The following is a 19,652-nucleotide window of genomic DNA, read 5'->3' as shown; positions in this document are numbered from 1 at the left end:
AAAAGCTATGGATAAATTATACTTAAAAGATGTAGAAATATTTGCTAATCATGGTGTGTTTCAAGAGGAAAAAAATCTAGGGCAAAAGTTTATATTATCTTTAGAGTTAGATGTTGACTTAAGAGAAGCAGCAGTAACTGGAGATTTAAACAAATCTGTTCATTATGGAGAACTATGTCATAATATTGAAAGGGAATTTCAAAAAGAAAGTTATGATTTAATTGAAACTGCTGCAGAAAAAATAGCAGAATATATTTTATATAATTATAATTTAGTAAATGGAGTTAAGATTTTACTTAAGAAGCCTTGGGCACCAATAGGAAGACATTTAGATACAGCTGCTATTGAGATATATAGGAAGTGGCATAAATGCTATATTGCTTTAGGAAGCAATATAGGAGATAGAGAATACAATATAAAGACAGCAATAGAAAGGCTTAAGGAATTTAAAGAAATTAAGGTTAAAAAAATTTCAAACATAATCGAAACGGAGCCTTGGGGATATGAAAACCAAGATAGTTTTAAAAATGCAGCAATAGAAATAGAAACCTTTCTTAATCCAAAAGAACTAATGTCCATATTATTAGATATAGAAAAAGATATGAAAAGAGAAAGAGTTATTAGATGGGGGCCAAGAACAATAGATTTAGATATTATTTTCTTTGACGATTATATAACATCTGATGATTATATAACTATACCACATCCAAGAATGGAAGAAAGAGAATTTGTTTTAGGACCATTGAATGAAATAGCACCAAATTTTATTCATCCATTGAGTAAAAAAAGAGTTTTTAAAATGTTAGAAGAAATTAAAAAAAATAAATAGAAATATTTTTTATTAGAGGAGGAATTTATAAAGAACTTACCTGTGAATAAGTTTTTATAAATTCCTTCCTTTAGCTGTTAAGTATTCCTATTAATTTTGTGATGACTTGAAGCTAATGCTACGGAATAAGCAAAATTATATAGGAGTACTTTTTTTATCCTTCAAATCCATGTGAAATTTTTTTGATATATTCACAATATTTATATAGGTTATAATAGTCGGGAGTATCTTCCATGGATATAGTATCCTCAGGATAAATTCCATCCCAAGGGTGGATAGATATTAAATTTTCATTGTAAGCATTTATTATATATTTACTATTAGGAAATTCAATTATTATTTTATATTCAGCCTTAAGGTTTTCATCTATTTTCATATCAAAATTATCTATGTTAATATTGTCTATAAATTCAGGAAGAATGCTATGTTCATTTTTATTAACTTCATAATATTTATATATATTCAAATCAAAAATTTTAATAGTATATTCTTCATTTTTGTTTATATGTTCTTTTATTTCTTTTGTGTAATAATTTGATATAGGTTTAGCTTTGGGCCTTATGTATTGGGATTCATTAAAGTTACAACTAATAAATAAGGATGTAACGGCTATTATTAAAATAAATCTAATAAATTTTTTCATAGAAACCTCCCTTGGATTAAGTTCTATATTAACTTATTCTTTATAAAAAGACTTTAGAACATTTTAAATAAAAAGGGAATAAAATGAACAAATAATATATTTTTATTGGAGGTAAGGTGAAATACGGTATTGATATAAATAATAAAAGAATATTTAATGATATATCGGAGGGGTTAAAAAATAAAGGGAATTTTATAGTAGACTTAACAGAAAATAGAATAACTACTGGTAGAACATTATTAAAAAAAGTATTAATTGCTAATGTAACTAATATAGATTTTTATTTTGCAATAGATTTTAAAAATGAAACTTCAAAATGTGAAATTTTTTATGATGAATATGGTGCTTCAAAAGTATGTGCAGAGAAACTAACAAATATTTTAAATAGAAAATTCCCTAATATAAGTTGTGAAAAAGGAGAGTATCTTTACTTAGTAAAGAATATCAATGCTGCTGTTCTTTATATAAGATTACCTGTAGGGGATGAAGATAAATTTGAAAAAATGGTTTTAGAAAATTTAATTAATATATTAGATAGTATTGAATTATGATACAAAAATCTATTAAATATAAATATTTATAGAAATTATATTTAATAGATTTTTGTAATAAAAGAGATATTTTTATAGTAAAGATAATTAATAATAATAATTTGGAGAGGAATATGAACATAATTGCAACTATAGGACCAAAATCTACTGATAAATGGGTAATTAAAGAGCTTATAGAAAACGGAGTAAATACCTTAAGATTAAATTGCTCCCATTTTAATAAGGAAGAGTTTGAAAATGTCATAAGCTATTCAAGAAATTTAAAAAGTAATGTACATATACTTGTTGATTTATCAGGGAAAAAAATAAGAATATCCAAAGATTTAAAATATATTTATAAAGTTTACAATAACCAAGAAGTATTTTTTTGTGGAGAAGATTACTATAAAAATTTAGATTTTGATAAACATAAGGATAAAAAATATATTCCATTAAACTTAACTTCAGATAAAATAAAAAAAAGCAATGTAGTATCAATATCTATGAAGGATAATACAATGAGTTTTAAAGTTTTAGGAGTAAATAATGGAGTAGTAAGAGCAAGGGTATTAAAAGGTGGAATAATAAGGGGGGGAAAAGGTTGTAATATTTCTGAAATATATGAAGATGGAAACTTACTAAGGGAAAAAGATAAGGAAAATATTTTATGGGCTATAGAACAAGATATTGATATAATATGCCAGTCTTTTGTGGAAGAAAGAGAAGATATAGAGAATATTACAAAATTAATAAATAAGAATAAGGGTAACTATAAATATGATATTTGGGCAAAGGTAGAGACTCCCAAAGGCATAGATAATTTGGATGAGATATTAGAAGTAGTGGATACTGTAGTTATAGGAAGAGGAGATTTAGTACCTGAATCAGGAATATTAAATTCTGTGAAGTTACAAGAGGTAGCAATAGAACGAATTAAAGAAAAAAACAAGAAAATAATTATAGCTACTCACTTATTAAATAGTATGAAAAATGGACATTTAGCTACATTGCCGGAAATAGAGAGTATTTATAGATTTGTTAAATTAGGAGTCGATGGATTCCTATTAGCAGGAGAAACCTCTATAGGCAAGGCACCTATACAAACTGTTAAGTTTTTGAAAGATTTACTAGAATACTATAATAGGTGAAAAGAATATGAGTAATGAAAAAAAGATAATTACATTTTTGTGGATAATTATGGGTATAATATTATTAACATTACTTCTATATTTATATAATATATTAATTAAGTTTTAGTAATAAAGATGAAATAAATTTTTATGGATTTTGTAACAATATTGACATATAGTCATAGTATTATATAAATATAGTTGTTAGTGCTTAACAATTAATTATTTATCCCCTTAATGAAAAATGATATCCTTACTTGGATATCATTTTTCATTTATTTTTATTTCTTACAAAAACTTTCACAACTTGTTTCACTATATAAATTAGCTCCATTACCAGAAACATGAATTGAGTCAAGGGAACATAGTTGATTATCATTATATTTGCAACTTTCAACATTACAAACTAAGCAATCACAAGGATTACCTTCCTCAAAAATATTATTAGTTAAGGTGCCATAGGTTTTACTATCTAAAAAGGACCCACAACAAGTATCATCATCTTTAGTAGAGTTTTTTCCAACAATGTTTATTCTATTAGAATGGCAAACCATGTCTTTATTATGAGAGCAGTTAACTGCATTACAATTAATCATATTCATTGAAATCTCTCCTTTATTTAAAATATCTATCTAATAGGCCTTTGAAAGCACATCCATGTCTAGCTTCATCTTTACACATTTCATGAACAGTATCATGAATAGCATCTAAATTGAGTTCTTTTGCTAAAGTTGCTAATTGTTTTTTACCATCACAAGCACCATATTCAGCTTCAACTCTTGCTTGAAGATTTGCTTTTGTATCAGCTACAACAACTTCGCCTAAGATTTCAGCAAATTTACTTGCATGCTCTGCTTCTTCATAGGCAATTCTTTTATAGGCTTCTGCAACCTCAGGATAACCTTCGCGATCAGCTTGACGAGACATTGCTAAATACATACCAACTTCTGTGCATTCAGCAGTAAAGTTAGACCTTAAAGCTTCTAAAACTTCTGAATTAAGATCTGATATAGTACCAATTCTATGTTCATCAGCCCAATCCATTCCTTCCTTTATTTCCTTAAATTTATCAGCACCTACTTTACAAACAGGGCAGATTTCTGGTGGGGTATCCCCAGTATGGATATAACCACAAATAGTACATACAAACTTTTTCATTAATATTCCTCCTTTTAGTAAATTTATCTAATATCTAAAAGACAATAGTAGTATTTACTAAATTAAATAAAAAATACATAAAAAAAGGAGTTTGCAAAATAATTATTCTGCAAACTCTATAATATTTAAAATAATTCATATATATCAGATAATTCTCTTAATATTTTTTCATCATCAACAATATAGTTATATTGATTTTCTCTAATAAAGCCATTTTTAAAATTATTAGGAAGTGATATTACAAATTCGCACCCGTTTGTATATTCTGTGTTTAATTCTATTTTTCCACCATGCATTTCAATTAAGGCTTTAGCAATGGTAAGTCCTATTCCGCTGCCTTCTGTGGTTCTTGATAATGAGGTATCAACTTTATAAAACCTATTAAATATTGAGTCTTGAAGGGAGTTAGGAATTCCAATTCCTGTATCTTTAATAGAGATATATAAATTTTTTTCACAAGTAGAGGTTGAAACTACAATATCCCCATTTTTTTTATTAAATTTTATGGCGTTGGATAGAATATTAAGTAAGATTCTTTCTAAGGCTTGAATATCAACCTTTAAATAGTGTTTTTCTATATCAGTATCAAAGGTGATATTTAAGTTTTTGTATCTAGTATAAGGAATTAGCGATAGTGTTAAATCTTCAATAAAAGGAATTACATCTAAAACTACTAAATCTAGTTTAGCAAGCCCAGAATCTATTTTTGTTATATCAATTAAATTATTAATAAGCTTTAGCATTCTTAGACAATTTTGCTTTATGCTTTTTTCATATTTATTAAAATATTCTGTTAAGGATTGGGAATCTCTATTTTTAATAGCTCCCATTAGTTGAATAGAAGAATATATTATATTAACAGGAGTCTTAAGTTCATGACTAAGATTAGAGAAAAAGTTATTATTAACTAAATTTGATGTGATTTTATTATTAAAATCTTCAAATAGATTAATATATAAAGGATAATTGTTATAATTATTATTACTTTCTAATATTTTTACGGACTCTTTATAGTATTTAAGAGATTCCTTATAATTAAAAAGATTTTCATAGTCTTCAGATATTAATCTGTATAATTTAATATTATTTTCATTTTGAGGTTTCTCTGAAAATAACAAAGCTTTTTTATGATGAAGTAGAGCTTTCTCATAATTGCTTAATGCAAAGTATAAGTTTCCATAAGATATTTCTATCCAATATTCAAATTCCATAAAAGTAAATTTATTAAAATTACTTTTATATATATAAGATGCATTATCTAAATAACAAAATAATTCCAAAAGAGATTTATGATTATAGGAATTTTTATTTTTAATTATTTTATAATAAACAATTAAAAGATTATATCTAGCGAGGTAAATATCGATATAAAAAGAATCTAATTTATATAAATTTTCTTTATATAACTCTAAGAGTTTTTTTGCATCATTAAGATTTTCTTTTGAATTGCAAAAACATTCTACAATATGACTATATATATTTAACCTTAAAATAACGGGTAAATCATCATTATAATAATTTAAAATATTTTTTAATATACTTATACCTTTATGTTTTTGAGACATAAATAAATAAGTGCACCCTATATTATACATTATTAAAATTTTTAGATTTGTATTATTATGTACTTTACAGTTTGATAATGCTTTTTCAAATAATTCAATTGCAATACTATATAGGTTTAGATATTTATAATAAATAATTCCAAGAATTAAAAAAGATTGAGAATGGTATATTCCATCATATTCAATTAATATATTAAATGAATTATTAATATTACTATATAAAATTTCATCCATGGTGTACATTTCTAATTTATTTAAAGAAGTATTTAAATATAAATAAAGTAAAAGATCATTCATGTTTTTTCTTTTCAAATATTTTAAGATAGTATTAAAATACTTAATATGTTTATCAATATTATTTAATTTTAAATAAGAGATAGATAATATTGTATATAGATAGCCTTTGATTTTATGATCAGAATTCAAGGATTCATTATTAGATAAATCTTCAAAAATATTAATAGCAGAAAAATAATCATTTAATTTATATTTACATAAACCAATTATAAATTTTATATATATAATTTCATTAGATTCTAAGTCATCTAATAATAATTTATTTTCCAATTTTAAGTTCATATCTTTAATATAAGTATTGCTAATAAAAGCATCTGGAGAATAAAATATGTAGTTAATTGTACTTAAATAAAACTCATTATTATTCAAAATTTTACTGTTAATAATTTGCATTTAAAAAACCTCCATATAATATGAAAGATATGATAATATATTACCATAAATAGAAAAAAATGAAAATAAATTGTATTTATTTATATAAAAAACTAGATTATATTTTATATTTTTTATGTTTTATTTGTTTATTATAATATATTTTGTTAAAATATAGTAAAGTATTTATTAATTATATGAGGTAGAGAAATATGAGACTTGTAAAAAAAATTATAAATATGATGAAAAATAATTTGAAGGTAAAAATAGGAATATCTATTTTTCTTATATTATCACTTGTTAGTGTAATAGTAAGTGGTGCGATATATTCTAATAATTTAAATAGCAAAAATTTATCTTTAAAGGTACTTAAAAAGAGTAATTCAACGGAAAGCAATAAAATAAACAAAGAAATAGAGAATGAAGAGAAAAAGAAAAATCAGTTAGAAGAAATAAAAAACAAGATTAAAGAATTAGATAACAATGTAGATTTAAGTAAAACTGAGGGTAGTTTAGATAAAGATATAATTTATTATGATAATTTATATAAAGAATTGATTAAAAATAAAGAAGATGAGGAAAGTAAAGAGAATGAAGAGGAAGTTTATATAGAAAATACATATAGTCCAGATGTAAATAATGGCAATAATAATCAAAATACCAATATAAAACCACCAGATACTAATACAAAACCACCGGCAGTGCCTATGAATCCAAAACCTGATACGAATAAACCTATAGAGCCTGCACCACCAAGTAATAGTGACGATGAGAAGGAACCAGTAATACCTCAAGAACCAGAAACTCCTCAAAAACCCGTAATACCAGAAAAACCAATTAATCCTGAAGAAGGAAACCAAGGTTCAGAAGATATAAATCAAGGGAATAGTGATAAGGAGCCAATAACAAATAGTGAAAATAAACCTAATAGTTTGGAGTAAAATTTAATATTAAATATATAAAAGATAATGAAAAAATTTTCATTATCTTTTTTGTTTCATTATAATTTTATAGAATATTCTGCTTGGCCAATTTTTCTTACTTCTAAATTGTTAGATTTTAGTACATCTATTAGTTTACTAACAGGATCTAAAGCAGAAAAATCAATTTTAATAATAATTTCATCTTTTGAATTTTTATCCATACCCATTGCTCCCTTTTATTTAAATAATTTCATATATAATTATAAGAAATTCACAAAAGTTTTACAAAGTTAATTAATGGTTTATAAACCATAAAAGCGCTAAAAATACAACTGGTTTTGTATATTGAAAATAGAGTTTGCATAAAGTATAGTAATAATAAAAGGAGAATTAGATATGGATTATATTATGAAGTGCCCAGTATGTGGCCATGAAGTAGATATGTTTGATATTTGCGATAACTGTGATTATAAGAATAGTGGACCAAAGGAAAATTTAGATGGCCCAACGGGTCCTAATAAAATGACATTAAGAGAAGCAAGAGAAGCTTATAAAGAAGGTAAAAAGATTGTTTAAAAGCACTTACTAAGTTAATAGTAGGTGCTTTGATTTCGCTTTAAGAAATACGAAATCAAGGTTTATTCTAAAAAGTTTACTTAGAGTAAACAAAAACTAGAATATTTTAATTTTAGGAATGGCTTAAAATTGTTAGTTATCTATATTTCTTAAAATTATGATTATACGAAATATAGATAAGAAATAAAAAAATATATTATATATGAAGGATTTTTACATTATTTGTAGAATTTTACAGTAAAGGAGGATGATGAGATAATGGAAAAATCGGATGTGCTTTATGAAAGTGAACCAGTAAAATGTTCTAATTGTGGCAAGGATCTATTTCAAGATCTATCTTTATCTATGGTACAGATAGCGACAAATGATGAAGAACTTATAACTAAAGTTGTACCTTGCTGTAAAGGTGAATGTGATAGAAGGTTAAAAAGATTATTAAGAGACAATGAACATGATGGGTGGAAGGATCTAGAGGACTTCACTAATCCTTATTTATTTTTAAAACATATAATGTCAGTCTTGAATTGCATGCATGAAGGTAAAGGTTTTGAAAATAAGGAAGCTTTTGAGGCTTATAAGGATTTAATAATAAAGTGTTATCCTTATATTTCAAAAAGTATGACAGAAAAAGAAAAAGAATCAGCAAGAATGAGCGAAATATTTCCTTTTTAGATTAAAGAACTCTATTAAATAGAGTTCTATTTTTTTATTTCCTAATTGTTGCAAAAGTTGTTGCAAAAAAAGAAAATAGCTTTATCAAAAGGGGTTTAAATCTAGTGATAAAGCCATTTCTTATATTTATTGGTGCCGGCAGTGGGAATCGAACCCACACGGTTTCCCGCATGATTTTGAGTCATGTGCGTCTGCCAGTTCCGCCATGCCGACCAGTCGCAAGAATTATTATAGCAAATTAGGTTCAAAATAGCAAGAGAGAAATTTTTATGAAGAAATGATAAGTTTTTTGTAAAAAATATTGTTAGACTTTTACTCTTCTGTTATTATAGATGTAGGATAAATATGCCCACAGTGGGATGTTGTTTGTCCCGATTAAAGTAGTTAGGTTTGAAAGTATATATAAACTATAATAACTACAGCGATCTATAATTAGGGAGGAGATATAATATGATGTATTCAAGAGAAGTGGAAGAAATGTGCGTTGTTGCTAAGGGACCAAATCATGGACCTGCACCAATTCCTGTTGAAGGAAGATGGGTACAAGCTAAAGAGGTAAAAGACATTTCAGGATTAACTCACGGAGTTGGTTGGTGTGCACCACAACAAGGAGCTTGTAAATTAACTTTAAACGTTAAGGATGGAATAATAGAAGAAGCATTAGTAGAAACAATAGGATGTTCAGGAATGACTCACTCAGCTGCTATGGCTTCAGAAATTTTACCAGGAAAGACTATATTAGAAGCATTAAATACTGACCTAGTTTGTGATGCAATTAACACAGCAATGAGAGAATTATTCCTTCAAATAGTATATGGAAGAAGTCAAACTGCATTCTCAGAAGGTGGACTACCTATAGGAGCTGGACTTGAAGATTTAGGAAAGGGGCTTAGATCACAAGTTGGTACTATGTACGGAACAGTTGCTAAGGGATCTAGATACCTAGAAATGGCAGAAGGATATGTTACTAAAATAGCTTTAGATGCTAATAATGAAATCATTGGATATAGATTCGTTCACTTAGGAAAGATGATGGAAATGGTTGCTAAGGGTATGGATGCTAATGAAGCTATGGAAAAAGCTACAGGACAATACGGTAGATTTGACGAAGCAGTTAAAGTTATCGATCCAAGACACGAATAATTTGAAGGGGGAACAGTATTATGCCATTATTTGAAAGTTATGAAAGAAGAATAAATCAAATCATTCCTGTATTAGAAAAGTATGGAATGAATAAAATAGAAGATGCAAAAACAGTTTGCGATGAAAAAGGTATAGATGTTTACGAAATAGTAAAATCAACTCAACCAATCGCTTTTGAAAACGCTATGTGGGCTTATACTTTAGGTGCTGCTATAGCTATTAAAAAAGGATGTACAAAAGCTGCTGATGCTGCTGAAGCTATCGGTGAAGGTTTACAAGCTTTCTGTATCCCAGGATCAGTTGCAGATGATAGAAAAGTTGGTTTAGGACACGGAAACTTAGGAGCTATGCTTTTAAGAGAAGAAACTAAATGTTTTGCTTTCTTAGCAGGACACGAAAGCTTTGCCGCTGCAGAAGGCGCTATTAAAATAGCTGAAAAAGCTAACAAAGTAAGAAAAGAGCCATTAAGAGTTATATTAAATGGTTTAGGAAAAGACGCTGCATATATCATATCAAGAATAAATGGATTTACTTATGTTGAAACAAATTTTGATTTCTTCACAGGTAAATTAGAAATAGTTAGAGAAGTTCCATATTCAAATGGACCAAGAGCTAAGGTTAAGTGCTATGGTGCTAACGATGTTAGAGAAGGTGTTGCTATAATGCATCACGAAGGAGTTGACGTATCTATTACTGGTAACTCAACTAACCCAACAAGATTCCAACATCCAGTTGCTGGAACATATAAAAAAGAATGCGTAGATCAAGGTAAGAAATACTTCTCAGTAGCATCAGGCGGTGGTACAGGAAGAACTCTTCACCCAGATAACATGGCAGCCGGTCCAGCTTCTTATGGTATGACAGATACAATGGGAAGAATGCACTCAGATGCACAATTTGCAGGATCTTCATCAGTACCAGCTCACGTTGAAATGATGGGTCTTATCGGAATGGGTAACAACCCAATGGTAGGAGCTACTGTTGCAGTTGCTGTTGCAATTGAAGAAGCAATGAAATAAAGTAAAATTAATTGTTGTGTAGGTTTTAAATTATTTTGTAAGTATATTAAAATCTAATAAAAACAAATAAAAATTGATTTTGTTAACGGATTGTAAATGGATTTTTATATACGTTGACATCATGTTAACAGATAGGAGAGAGTGACTATTATAATAGTTGCTCTTTTTTTATTTAGTATATCTAATGTTTTCTTTCGCATTTCATCTGTAACATTAGTATATACCTGCAAGGCTAGTAGTAGAGATACTTACTAGCCTTTTTATTTTGTCGAAAAATATGATGTAAAATATTAAGATAATTAATAAGCTTCTAAAATATAACTATTTAGAAGATGTAGATTAACTTATAGACAAAACTAAAAAACAGTTATTGACAAAATATACATTTATTATAAAATTATATTGAGAGGGGATAGAAGTATGAAAAAAGAAAGAGTAAAAAAGAAATTTTATAAGAAGTGGTGGTTTTGGTTAATAATTATAGTTATCTTTATTTCAGCTTTAGCTGGTGGTGGAAAAAATAACAATAATGATAACTCAAAACAAGCAATTTCAGATAATGCAAATAGTGATAATAATTCAAAAGAGGAAGTCAAACAAGAAGAAAAGAAAGATGAGAATAAAATAAAAGCAGGAACATATAAGGTAGGTACCGATATTCCAGCAGGTGAATACATGGTTATATCTAAATCGCTAGGATATATTGAATGTGCTAGTGATAGTACAGGAACGTTAGAAAGTATTGTATTTAATGATAATTTATCCAAAGGAAGTAATAGTTATGTTACTTTAAATGATGGAGAGTACTTTAAAATGACAGGAGCAGAAATGTATTCAATAGATTCGGCACCATCTATTGTTCCTGAAGATGGGCTATATAAAGATGGAATGTATAAAGTAGGTACTGATATTCCAGCAGGCGAATATAAAATAATATTAGATAGTTCTAGTGGATTAGGATATTATGAAGTATCTGCAGATAGTAGTCACCAATTGACAAGCATTATAACAAATGAAAATGTGCAAGCGGATACTTATTTAACGATTCAAGAAGGGCAATATCTAAAAATATCAGGAGTTAAAATTCAAAAATGATAACATAAAAGCACTTAGATTAAAACTAGGTGCTTTTTTATACTTTACAAAAGAACATTTGTTCGCTATAATTTTATTAAGAATTACCAATTAGGGGTGTTATTATGAAAGTTGTAGCAAAACCAATTCAAATGATAGCATGGTTTAATAAGGATGGATCTATTAATCCTATTAGATTTAAGATTGAGGAGGATGGGAATAAGGTTATTAAGGTAGATAGAGTACTAAAGGCAGAAAAAGAAAGATTATCAGGAAATATAATGGAGAAATTTACCTGCTCTAGTGTGATAAATGGAATAGAAAGATTATATGAAATAAAGTATGATTCTAATACTTATAAATGGATACTGTTTAAGTATTAGAAGTGGGGGAAATACCTTGAATGAAAGAGTAATATTTCATATAGATGTAAATTCTGCATATTTATCTTGGACTGCTGTTAGGATGTTACAGTTAGGGGAAACTAAAGAAGATATTAGGGAGATTCCATCTATAATTGGGGGAAATAGTGATGAAAGACATGGAATAGTTTTAGCAAGGTCTATACCGGCAAAGAGGTATAATATTCAGACTGGAGAATCTATAGTAGATGCATTAAAAAAATGTCCTAAACTTAAAATATTTAGACCGAATTATAGATTATATATGGATTCTAGTAATGCTATGTTTAATCTATTAAGTGAGTATTCTCCTAAAATACAAAGATACAGTGTAGATGAAGTATTCATGGATGTTAGCCATTATAAGGATAATTATCTTGAAATGGCTAAAAAAATTCAAGATAGAATAAGAGAAGAACTAGGTTTTAATGTCAACATAGGAATAAGTACAAATAAATTACTAGCCAAAATGGCTAGTGATTTTAATCCTAAAAATTCTATTCATACATTATTTCAAGATGAAGTAAAGCAAAAGATGTGGCCTTTACCAGTTGAAAACCTATTTATGGTTGGAAGGGCTACAAAAAGAAAACTAGAAAAATTAAATATAAATACTATAGGTGAATTAGCTGTATTTAATTTAGATATTTTAGAAAGTTTATTTAAGACTCATGGAAAAGTTATAAAAAATTATGCAAATGGAATTGAAAATTCAGAAGTGAGAAGATACAACTATATAGAAGTGAAGGGGATAGGAAATTCTACGACTATTTCTTGGGATGTATCTTCTAAAGAAGAAGCATTAAAGATAATATTGTCTTTAACTGAATCAGTATGTAGTAGGTTAAGAAGTACTAATAGCTTATGTAAAGTAGTATCTATATCTTTGAAGGATTATAGATTTAATATATATATACACCAAAGGACATTGCAAAATTATACTGATTCTACAGAAGAAATATACAAGGAGCTAATTAAGGCATTTATAGAAATTTGGAAGGGTGAAGCTATTAGGCAAATAGGTGTGAAAGTTACAAAACTATGTAGCAATGAATTCTTTCAAAATTCATTATTTGATAGTAAAACATTAGATAAACAAAAGACCTTAGATAAGACAATTGACAATATAAGAAAAAGATATGGTAATAACTCAATTATAAGGTCTACATTTTTAAATTCAGGTATAAAGCCTATTAATGGTGGTGTTGGAGAAGAAGATTATCCAATGATGGGAAGTATATTATAAATTATAAAATAGCACTTAGAATAATCTAGGTGCTTTTATGTTATAGATAATATAGCAATAATTACAAGTGAAATAAATATTTTTTCAAGTTGATATGCAATTAAGATATAAACTTATGGATAATGAATCACATATATAGAAGGATATATAATTAATAACATATATTGTTAATTGATAAAATATAACATAGTTCTTATATTGATTGATAAATTTAAAGGTAATTACAAAATATACTTATCAAATATTAAAAAAAATGATAAAAAATTAAAGAAAGTGAAAAAAACACATTGACATTATTAAATTTATAAGATAATATCTGTATAAGGAAATATTAACTAGATTTATAAAAAATATAAATAAAGATATATATTTACTTAAAAGGATATAAAAGTTAATTTACTAACAGATAAATTTATTGGGGTTAATAAATAAAATTTATATAAACATAATATTAAGGGGGAAATTTTAATGAAAAGCAATAAGCTAAGAAAAATTTGTGCTGTAGCACTAACTCTAGCTCTTGGAATGTCTGTTTTTGCAGGCTGTGGAAAGAGTGGTGGAGCAGCAGAAAGTGGAAGAAATTTAATTTATAATTTAGGAGCAGATCCAGAAACAATAGATCCTACATTAAATACTGCATCAGATGCTGGAACTATTATAGAAAATGCTTTTGAAGGATTAATGAGACTTGATGAAAATGAAAAGGCAGTTCCAGGAGTTGCTGAAAAAATGGATGTTTCTGATGATAAATTAGAATATACTTTCCATTTAAGAAAGAATGCTAAATGGTCAGATGGAGAGCCTGTTACTGCAAAAGACTTTGAATTTTCATGGGTTAGAGCATTAACTAAAGAAACAGCAGCAGAATATAGCTATCAATTATATTATATAAAAAATGCAGAAAAGTTCTATAATGGACAAGCTACTAGAGAAGAGTTAGGTATTGAAGTAGTAGATGATCATACTATAAAAGTAACTTTAGAAGCTCCAACAGCTTACTTCCCAGAACTTACAGCATTTACAACTTACTTCCCAGAAAGAGAAGATATAGTTACAGCTGATCCAGAAGGATGGGCAACTAATCCTGAAACTTATGTTTCAAATGGACCTTTCAAATTAGTTCAATGGGATTTAAAAGATCAATTAGTATTTGAAAAGAATAAAGAGTATTGGAATGCTAAAGAAATTAAACTTCCAGGACTTGTTTTTAAATTAGTTACTGATGAAAATACTGCTTACGCATCTTTAAAATCAGGTGAGTTTGATATGGTTGATACTGTTCCAGCAGCAGAAATTGCAGCAGGAAAAGAAGAAGGTTTAGTTACAATTTATCCAAACCTTGCAACTTATATGTTAGTATTTAATGTTGGTAAACAATCAACATTACCAGAAGATGTTAAAAAAGTATTAAGCAATGTAAAAGTTAGAAAAGCTTTAGCAATAGCTATAGATAGAAAAGCAATTACTGATAATGTTACTAAATCTGGACAAATTCCTGCATATAGTTTTGTTCCAAAGGGAATTTTAAATGATAAGGGAGAAGATTTTGCAGATAGAGAATACTATGATGCAAATAAGGCTAATATAGAAGAAACTAAGAAGTTATTAGCAGAAGCTGGATATCCAAATGGAGAAGGTCTTCCAACTTTAGAATTCATGTACAATACTGAAGGAGCTCATAAATTAGTAGCTCAAGCTATACAACAAGACTGGGCAAAAATAGGTGTTAATGTTGAATTAACTAACCAAGAATGGAAAGTATTCTTAAATACTAGACAACAAGGTGGTTATGAAATAGCTAGACACGGTTGGTCAGGAGACTATGTTGACCCAATGACATTCTTAGATTTATGGGTAACTGGTGGAGGAAACAACGATGCTGGATATTCAAATCCTGAATATGATAAGCTAGTTAATGATGCTAAGAAAGAAGCTGACTTAGAAAAGAGATGGGATATAATGAAAAAGGCCGAAGATATGGTAATGGCTGATATGCCAATTATCCCATTATATTACTACACTAAGGTTAAGGGAGCTAAACCAGAAGTTAAGGGTGTTAGAGTTTCTACTTTAGGACATGTATTCTTTGATAAGGCTTATATTGAAGAAAAATAATATATTTAAAGGACTGTACTTAGTACGGTCCTTTTCTATTCATAAAATTAAAGGGTATAATTAAACTTTTTAAACGATAATATATATCTCTTATTGAAAAAAATTATATTTTATGGTATAATGACCTCAAGTTAGAGAAAAATAATATTATTAATTAAAGAGGTAATTGATATGAGTGATAAGATTAAATCCTGGTTATTTATAGTGAGTACAATATTAATAATAGGTATAGTAGGAGTTCTAGCTTTTAAAATTCTATTATTCTTACTTCCAATATTATTAGTTATCTATATTATATTTAAAATTAAAGGATATATAGATAGAAAAAGTGAAAAAAAGAGGACAATTAACTATACATATGAATATAAAACAAGTTATAATAATGAAAGTATGGAAAATGTTGATGATTCTGTGGGAGAAGTCATTGATGTTGATTACGAGGATGTAGATAAATAGATATTTAATAAACTCAGCTTAGGCTGAGTTTTATTTAAAGGGGAGAAAAAATTTGAATTTTAGAAAGCTAAAAATATTTTATGAAACAGCAATGTATTTAAATATGACGAAGGTTGCAAAAGAGATGTATATAAGTCAGCCATCAATTAGTCAAAGTATAAATGAGTTAGAAGCTGAACTTGGAGTTAAACTTTTTGATAGAATAGGGAAAAAATTATTTTTAACACATGAGGGAGAGGTTTTTTTAAATTATACAAGAAGAATTCTTAATTTATATGATGAGGGAGTAAAAACTATTAGAGATTTTAATTTAAATGAAAAAGGAAGAATAGTTATAGGAGCTAGTACAACTATAGGAATATATATACTTCCAGAAATAATAAAAGAATTTTCAAGTAAATATAAAGATATAGAAATATCATTGATTATTGAAAATACTAAAAATATAGAAAAGTTAATTTTAGAAAATAAAGTAGATTTTGCTTATGTAGAAGGTGATATTCATTCTGAAGAAATAGAAAGAGAAATAATATGGAAGGATGAATTAGTATTTATATGTGGAGATAAGAATAATTTAAGGAATTATGATGAAATAGAAGGTAGGGTTCTTGAAAATGAAAAATTAATTATGAGAGAAGAAGGTAGTGGGACAAGGGAACATACGGAACTATTTCTAAAAAAGAATAAAGTTAAATTTACTACTTTTTTAGAACTTGGAAATACTGAGGCTATAAAGAAAACTGTAGAAGCTAATTTAGGGGTAGGATGTTTATCTTATAGAGTTGTAGAAGATAAGGTTAAAAGTGGTGAATTATATATGTTTAGACTATTAGAAGGGAAAATAGAAAGAGATTTATACTTAATAAGTCACAATGATAAGTTTATATCTAATAATATGAAAACTTTTATTGAATACACAAAAAAATTTTATATAGGTAAATAGTTATTATAATAATAAAATAATAGTATTTTTATTTTATGCTAATAATATCTATAATAAATTCTAGTGAAAAAATTATAGATATTGAGGTGTTAGTTTTGAAAAAATTAAAAAAATTATTACCAGGATTGGTAATCTGTTTAATTATTGGAATAATATCAGAGGTTCTTGGTAAAAAGTTTTCCACGGTAGGAGCGGCAACTTTTGCAATTTTCATAGGAATATTTGTTGGAAATACTATGTTTAAAGGTAAAAAGTATGATGATGGAACTAAATTTGCAGAAAAAGATCTTTTAAATTATTCTATTGTTTTAATGGGAGCAAATATTAATTTAAGTGAAATTTTAGGATTAGGATTTAATGGACTTATTTTTATAGTTTTACAAATGACTTTAACTATAATTGCAGCTTATTGGATAGGAAGAAAGCTAAAGTTTAATGAAAAATATTGCTTATTAATGGCTTCTGGAAACGCAGTTTGTGGTTCTTCAGCTATAGGGGCAACAGCACCAGTTATTAAAGCAAGTGATTCGGATAAAGTTATTTCTATTACAATCGTTAATGTAATTGGTACTATACTTATGATTTTATTACCAGCAATAACTTTGGCATTATATAATCATGAAACATTACATACATCAGCAATGATGGGAGGTATACTACAATCGGTTGGACAAGTAATTGGCTCTGCTAAATTTGTTTCTGATGATGTAGTTAAGTTAGCAACAGTATTTAAGATTATAAGAATAATATTATTAGTAGCTGTAGTTATAATATTTGAAAAGATAGAGTTAGATAAAGAGGAAAAACAAGATCAAGCAATGGAAGAAGTTGCAGTAGAAAAGAAAAGAAAATTCAATATTCCATGGTTTATAACAGGATTTTTTATAATTTGTGTTTTATATACTGTTGGTTTTGTACCACAATCAATTTCAAAAATATTTAAATGGATAAGTGGAAATTTTGAAATAATAGCACTTGCTGGTATAGGTATGAGAGTTAAAATCGGAGATTTAGTTAAAGAAGGACCTTTAGCAATGTTATACGGTGGAGCTGTAGGAGTTTGTCAAATAATATTTGCTATAGTGCTCATAAGTATTTTTATTTAAGTATATTTTTTAGAGTTTAACGACTTTAATGGGACTTTTAATATCTTATAAGATAAATAATTATGAAATAAGGATGGGATTGTTTAATACAATCCCTTTTTTATTTCAAAAATTAAAGATAATTGTAAAAACATAGCTTATAAGGTATAATTTATTTATTAAAATGATATGGGGGGCTAAAAATGAAGAAAATTAATATGATAAATCCATTAGTTGAAATGGATGGGGATGAAATGACAAGGATTTTATGGGGCATAATCAAAGAAGAATTATTAAATCCTTTTATTGAATTAAAAACTGAATACTATGATTTAGGTTTAGAGCATAGAAACGAAACTAATGATAAAGTTACAACTTTAGCAGCAGAAGCTATAAAAAAGTATGGTGTAGGAGTAAAATGTGCAACTATAACTCCAAATGCAGAAAGAGTTAAAGAGTATAATTTAAAGGAAATGTGGAAAAGCCCTAACGGAACTATTAGATCTATTTTAGATGGAACAGTGTTTAGAGCACCTATTATTGTAGATTCTATTAAGCCTTATGTTAGAACTTGGGAAAAACCAATAACAATAGCAAGACATGCTTATGGTGATGTTTATAAGGATGTTGAAATGAAGGTAGAAGGTAAAGGAAAAGCAGAAATTGTTTTTACTGATGAAAATGGTAAAGAAAAACGTGAATTGATTCATGATTTTAAGGATGGTGGAGTAATTTTAGGAATGCATAACCTAAATAAGTCTATAGAAAGCTTTGCAAGAAGTTGTTTTAATTTTGCAATAGATACAAAGCAAGATTTATGGTTTGCAACTAAAGATACTATTTCAAAGAAATATGACCATACATTTAAGGATATTTTTCAAGAGATATTTGATGCTGAATATAAAGAAAAATTTAAAGAACTTAACATAGAGTATTTTTATACATTAATAGATGATGCTATAGCTAGAGTTGTAAAATCACAAGGTGGATATATTTGGGCATGTAAAAATTATGATGGTGACGTAATGAGTGATATGGTTGCTACAGCATTTGGTTCTTTAGCAATGATGACATCTGTATTAGTATCACCAGATGGTTATTATGAGTATGAAGCTGCACATGGAACAGTTCAAAGACATTATTATAATTATCTAAAAGGAAAAGACACGTCTACCAACTCTATGGCAACTATATTTGCTTGGTCAGGAGCTTTAAGGAAAAGGGGAGAGATGGATAATAACAATGAGTTAATTGAATTTGCTAATAACTTAGAAAGAGCCTCTCTACAAACCATAAACGAAGGATATATGACTAAGGATTTAGCCTTATTGTCAGATTTAGATAATGTAAAAGTAATGAATTCTAAAGATTTTATAAAAGAAATAAGAATAAGATTAGAGAAAATATATAATAATTAATATTAAAGTAGTTACGATTTTCGTAACTACTTTTTTCCTAGAATAAAAAGATTCATA

Annotated in this window: 21 protein-coding genes and 1 tRNA gene; 16 read left to right on the top strand and 6 right to left on the bottom strand. The window is 27.2% G+C overall.

The genetic code is table 11. From position 1 onward, the window contains the following. Window positions 1-7 precede the first annotated feature (7 nt). Window positions 8-829, top strand: a complete 822-nt coding sequence (gene folK, locus BN6774_RS12740; protein WP_066894374.1) for a 2-amino-4-hydroxy-6-hydroxymethyldihydropteridine diphosphokinase — start codon at window positions 8-10, stop codon at window positions 827-829. A gap of 154 nt (window positions 830-983) precedes the next feature. Here folK and BN6774_RS12735 read toward each other — a convergent pair whose 3' ends face one another. After that, window positions 984-1,472 carry a DUF4883 family protein gene (locus tag BN6774_RS12735; RefSeq protein ID WP_066894371.1) on the bottom strand — a complete coding sequence of 163 codons (489 nt, stop codon included), beginning with the start codon at window positions 1,470-1,472 and terminating at the stop codon, window positions 984-986. A gap of 116 nt (window positions 1,473-1,588) precedes the next feature. Between BN6774_RS12735 and BN6774_RS12730 the strand changes: the two genes are divergently transcribed. Next, window positions 1,589-2,023 carry a hypothetical protein gene (locus BN6774_RS12730; RefSeq protein ID WP_066894369.1) on the top strand — a complete coding sequence of 145 codons (435 nt, stop codon included), beginning with the start codon at window positions 1,589-1,591 and terminating at the stop codon, window positions 2,021-2,023. A gap of 113 nt (window positions 2,024-2,136) precedes the next feature. Further along, window positions 2,137-3,150 (top strand): pyruvate kinase, encoded by a 1,014-nt coding sequence (locus BN6774_RS12725; RefSeq protein WP_066894367.1) that lies wholly within the window; start codon window positions 2,137-2,139, stop codon window positions 3,148-3,150. Window positions 3,151-3,413: 263 nt separating this feature from the next. Here BN6774_RS12725 and BN6774_RS12720 read toward each other — a convergent pair whose 3' ends face one another. The 3 genes from BN6774_RS12720 to BN6774_RS12710 form a co-directional block, all read right to left on the bottom strand. Further along, on the bottom strand, window positions 3,414-3,734 hold the full coding sequence (locus BN6774_RS12720) for a DUF1540 domain-containing protein (protein WP_066894365.1): 321 nt from the start codon (window positions 3,732-3,734) through the stop codon (window positions 3,414-3,416). Between the two features lie 13 nt (window positions 3,735-3,747). Then, complete coding sequence (locus BN6774_RS12715; protein ID WP_066894363.1) at window positions 3,748-4,290, bottom strand: NADH peroxidase; 543 nt, start codon at window positions 4,288-4,290, stop codon at window positions 3,748-3,750. A gap of 125 nt (window positions 4,291-4,415) precedes the next feature. Beyond that, on the bottom strand, window positions 4,416-6,545 hold the full coding sequence (locus BN6774_RS12710) for an ATP-binding protein (RefSeq protein WP_066894361.1): 2,130 nt from the start codon (window positions 6,543-6,545) through the stop codon (window positions 4,416-4,418). Window positions 6,546-6,736: 191 nt separating this feature from the next. Between BN6774_RS12710 and BN6774_RS12705 the strand changes: the two genes are divergently transcribed. Further along, window positions 6,737-7,465 (top strand): hypothetical protein, encoded by a 729-nt coding sequence (locus tag BN6774_RS12705; RefSeq protein ID WP_066894359.1) that lies wholly within the window; start codon window positions 6,737-6,739, stop codon window positions 7,463-7,465. A 59-nt stretch (window positions 7,466-7,524) separates the two neighbouring features. Here BN6774_RS12705 and BN6774_RS18535 read toward each other — a convergent pair whose 3' ends face one another. After that, entirely contained in the window at window positions 7,525-7,668 is a 144-nt protein-coding gene (locus BN6774_RS18535) for a hypothetical protein (protein ID WP_159426836.1), read from the bottom strand. 175 nt (window positions 7,669-7,843) lie between these two features. Here BN6774_RS18535 and BN6774_RS12700 point away from each other — a divergent pair, with 175 nt between their 5' ends. Continuing rightward, window positions 7,844-8,023 (top strand): CPCC family cysteine-rich protein, encoded by a 180-nt coding sequence (locus BN6774_RS12700; RefSeq protein ID WP_066894358.1) that lies wholly within the window; start codon window positions 7,844-7,846, stop codon window positions 8,021-8,023. A 258-nt stretch (window positions 8,024-8,281) separates the two neighbouring features. Then, entirely contained in the window at window positions 8,282-8,695 is a 414-nt protein-coding gene (locus BN6774_RS12695; RefSeq protein WP_066894356.1) for a hypothetical protein, read from the top strand. Window positions 8,696-8,825: 130 nt separating this feature from the next. Here BN6774_RS12695 and BN6774_RS12690 read toward each other — a convergent pair. Next, window positions 8,826-8,908, bottom strand: a tRNA-Leu gene (locus BN6774_RS12690). 237 nt (window positions 8,909-9,145) lie between these two features. Here BN6774_RS12690 and BN6774_RS12685 point away from each other — a divergent pair. From BN6774_RS12685 to BN6774_RS12640, 10 genes are all read left to right on the top strand, one after another. Then, entirely contained in the window at window positions 9,146-9,838 is a 693-nt protein-coding gene (locus BN6774_RS12685) for an iron-sulfur cluster assembly scaffold protein (protein WP_066894354.1), read from the top strand. Window positions 9,839-9,858: 20 nt separating this feature from the next. Beyond that, window positions 9,859-10,857, top strand: coding sequence for a GGGtGRT protein (locus tag BN6774_RS12680; protein ID WP_066894352.1), 999 nt, complete (start codon window positions 9,859-9,861; stop codon window positions 10,855-10,857). A 420-nt stretch (window positions 10,858-11,277) separates the two neighbouring features. Continuing rightward, the gene (locus tag BN6774_RS12675) at window positions 11,278-11,952 is read left to right on the top strand and encodes a hypothetical protein (protein ID WP_066894350.1); all 675 of its coding nucleotides are present in this window, start codon (window positions 11,278-11,280) and stop codon (window positions 11,950-11,952) included. A 104-nt stretch (window positions 11,953-12,056) separates the two neighbouring features. Continuing rightward, window positions 12,057-12,314 (top strand): hypothetical protein, encoded by a 258-nt coding sequence (locus BN6774_RS12670; RefSeq protein WP_066894348.1) that lies wholly within the window; start codon window positions 12,057-12,059, stop codon window positions 12,312-12,314. Window positions 12,315-12,330: 16 nt separating this feature from the next. Continuing rightward, window positions 12,331-13,578 carry a DNA polymerase Y family protein gene (locus BN6774_RS12665; protein WP_066894346.1) on the top strand — a complete coding sequence of 416 codons (1,248 nt, stop codon included), beginning with the start codon at window positions 12,331-12,333 and terminating at the stop codon, window positions 13,576-13,578. Window positions 13,579-14,046: 468 nt separating this feature from the next. Then, window positions 14,047-15,693, top strand: coding sequence for a peptide ABC transporter substrate-binding protein (locus tag BN6774_RS12660; protein ID WP_066894344.1), 1,647 nt, complete (start codon window positions 14,047-14,049; stop codon window positions 15,691-15,693). A gap of 171 nt (window positions 15,694-15,864) precedes the next feature. Beyond that, the gene (locus tag BN6774_RS12655; RefSeq protein ID WP_066894338.1) at window positions 15,865-16,149 is read left to right on the top strand and encodes a hypothetical protein; all 285 of its coding nucleotides are present in this window, start codon (window positions 15,865-15,867) and stop codon (window positions 16,147-16,149) included. A gap of 52 nt (window positions 16,150-16,201) precedes the next feature. Beyond that, a complete protein-coding gene (locus BN6774_RS12650; RefSeq protein WP_066894334.1) occupies window positions 16,202-17,092 on the top strand; it encodes a LysR family transcriptional regulator in 891 nt (296 codons plus the stop codon). A gap of 35 nt (window positions 17,093-17,127) precedes the next feature. After that, a complete protein-coding gene (locus BN6774_RS12645) occupies window positions 17,128-18,198 on the top strand; it encodes a YeiH family protein (RefSeq protein WP_084767014.1) in 1,071 nt (356 codons plus the stop codon). Between the two features lie 182 nt (window positions 18,199-18,380). Then, on the top strand, window positions 18,381-19,595 hold the full coding sequence (locus BN6774_RS12640; protein ID WP_066894331.1) for an NADP-dependent isocitrate dehydrogenase: 1,215 nt from the start codon (window positions 18,381-18,383) through the stop codon (window positions 19,593-19,595). Window positions 19,596-19,652: the final 57 nt, after the last annotated feature.

The sequence above is a fragment of the Clostridium nigeriense genome, from assembly GCF_900086595.1.
In the GTDB taxonomy this organism is placed as follows: Bacteria; Bacillota; Clostridia; order Clostridiales; family Clostridiaceae; genus Clostridium; species Clostridium nigeriense.
Note: the sequence above shows the minus strand (reverse complement) of the source record. Positions and strands in the feature narration are given on the sequence as shown.

Coding starts and splice junctions, on each gene's coding strand:
- BN6774_RS12670 (WP_066894348.1), top strand. CDS start 12,057: ATGAAAGTTGTAGCAAAACCAATTCAAATGATAGCATGGTTTAATAAG.
- BN6774_RS12700 (WP_066894358.1), top strand. CDS start 7,844: ATGGATTATATTATGAAGTGCCCAGTATGTGGCCATGAAGTAGATATG.
- BN6774_RS12695 (WP_066894356.1), top strand. CDS start 8,282: ATGGAAAAATCGGATGTGCTTTATGAAAGTGAACCAGTAAAATGTTCT.
- folK (WP_066894374.1), top strand. CDS start 8: ATGGATAAATTATACTTAAAAGATGTAGAAATATTTGCTAATCATGGT.
- BN6774_RS12640 (WP_066894331.1), top strand. CDS start 18,381: ATGAAGAAAATTAATATGATAAATCCATTAGTTGAAATGGATGGGGAT.
- BN6774_RS12655 (WP_066894338.1), top strand. CDS start 15,865: ATGAGTGATAAGATTAAATCCTGGTTATTTATAGTGAGTACAATATTA.
- BN6774_RS12680 (WP_066894352.1), top strand. CDS start 9,859: ATGCCATTATTTGAAAGTTATGAAAGAAGAATAAATCAAATCATTCCT.
- BN6774_RS12725 (WP_066894367.1), top strand. CDS start 2,137: ATGAACATAATTGCAACTATAGGACCAAAATCTACTGATAAATGGGTA.
- BN6774_RS12685 (WP_066894354.1), top strand. CDS start 9,146: ATGATGTATTCAAGAGAAGTGGAAGAAATGTGCGTTGTTGCTAAGGGA.
- BN6774_RS12710 (WP_066894361.1), bottom strand. CDS start 6,545: ATGCAAATTATTAACAGTAAAATTTTGAATAATAATGAGTTTTATTTA.
- BN6774_RS12645 (WP_084767014.1), top strand. CDS start 17,128: ATGCTAATAATATCTATAATAAATTCTAGTGAAAAAATTATAGATATT.
- BN6774_RS12715 (WP_066894363.1), bottom strand. CDS start 4,290: ATGAAAAAGTTTGTATGTACTATTTGTGGTTATATCCATACTGGGGAT.
- BN6774_RS12660 (WP_066894344.1), top strand. CDS start 14,047: ATGAAAAGCAATAAGCTAAGAAAAATTTGTGCTGTAGCACTAACTCTA.
- BN6774_RS12735 (WP_066894371.1), bottom strand. CDS start 1,472: ATGAAAAAATTTATTAGATTTATTTTAATAATAGCCGTTACATCCTTA.
- BN6774_RS12675 (WP_066894350.1), top strand. CDS start 11,278: ATGAAAAAAGAAAGAGTAAAAAAGAAATTTTATAAGAAGTGGTGGTTT.
- BN6774_RS18535 (WP_159426836.1), bottom strand. CDS start 7,668: ATGGATAAAAATTCAAAAGATGAAATTATTATTAAAATTGATTTTTCT.
- BN6774_RS12705 (WP_066894359.1), top strand. CDS start 6,737: ATGAGACTTGTAAAAAAAATTATAAATATGATGAAAAATAATTTGAAG.
- BN6774_RS12720 (WP_066894365.1), bottom strand. CDS start 3,734: ATGAATATGATTAATTGTAATGCAGTTAACTGCTCTCATAATAAAGAC.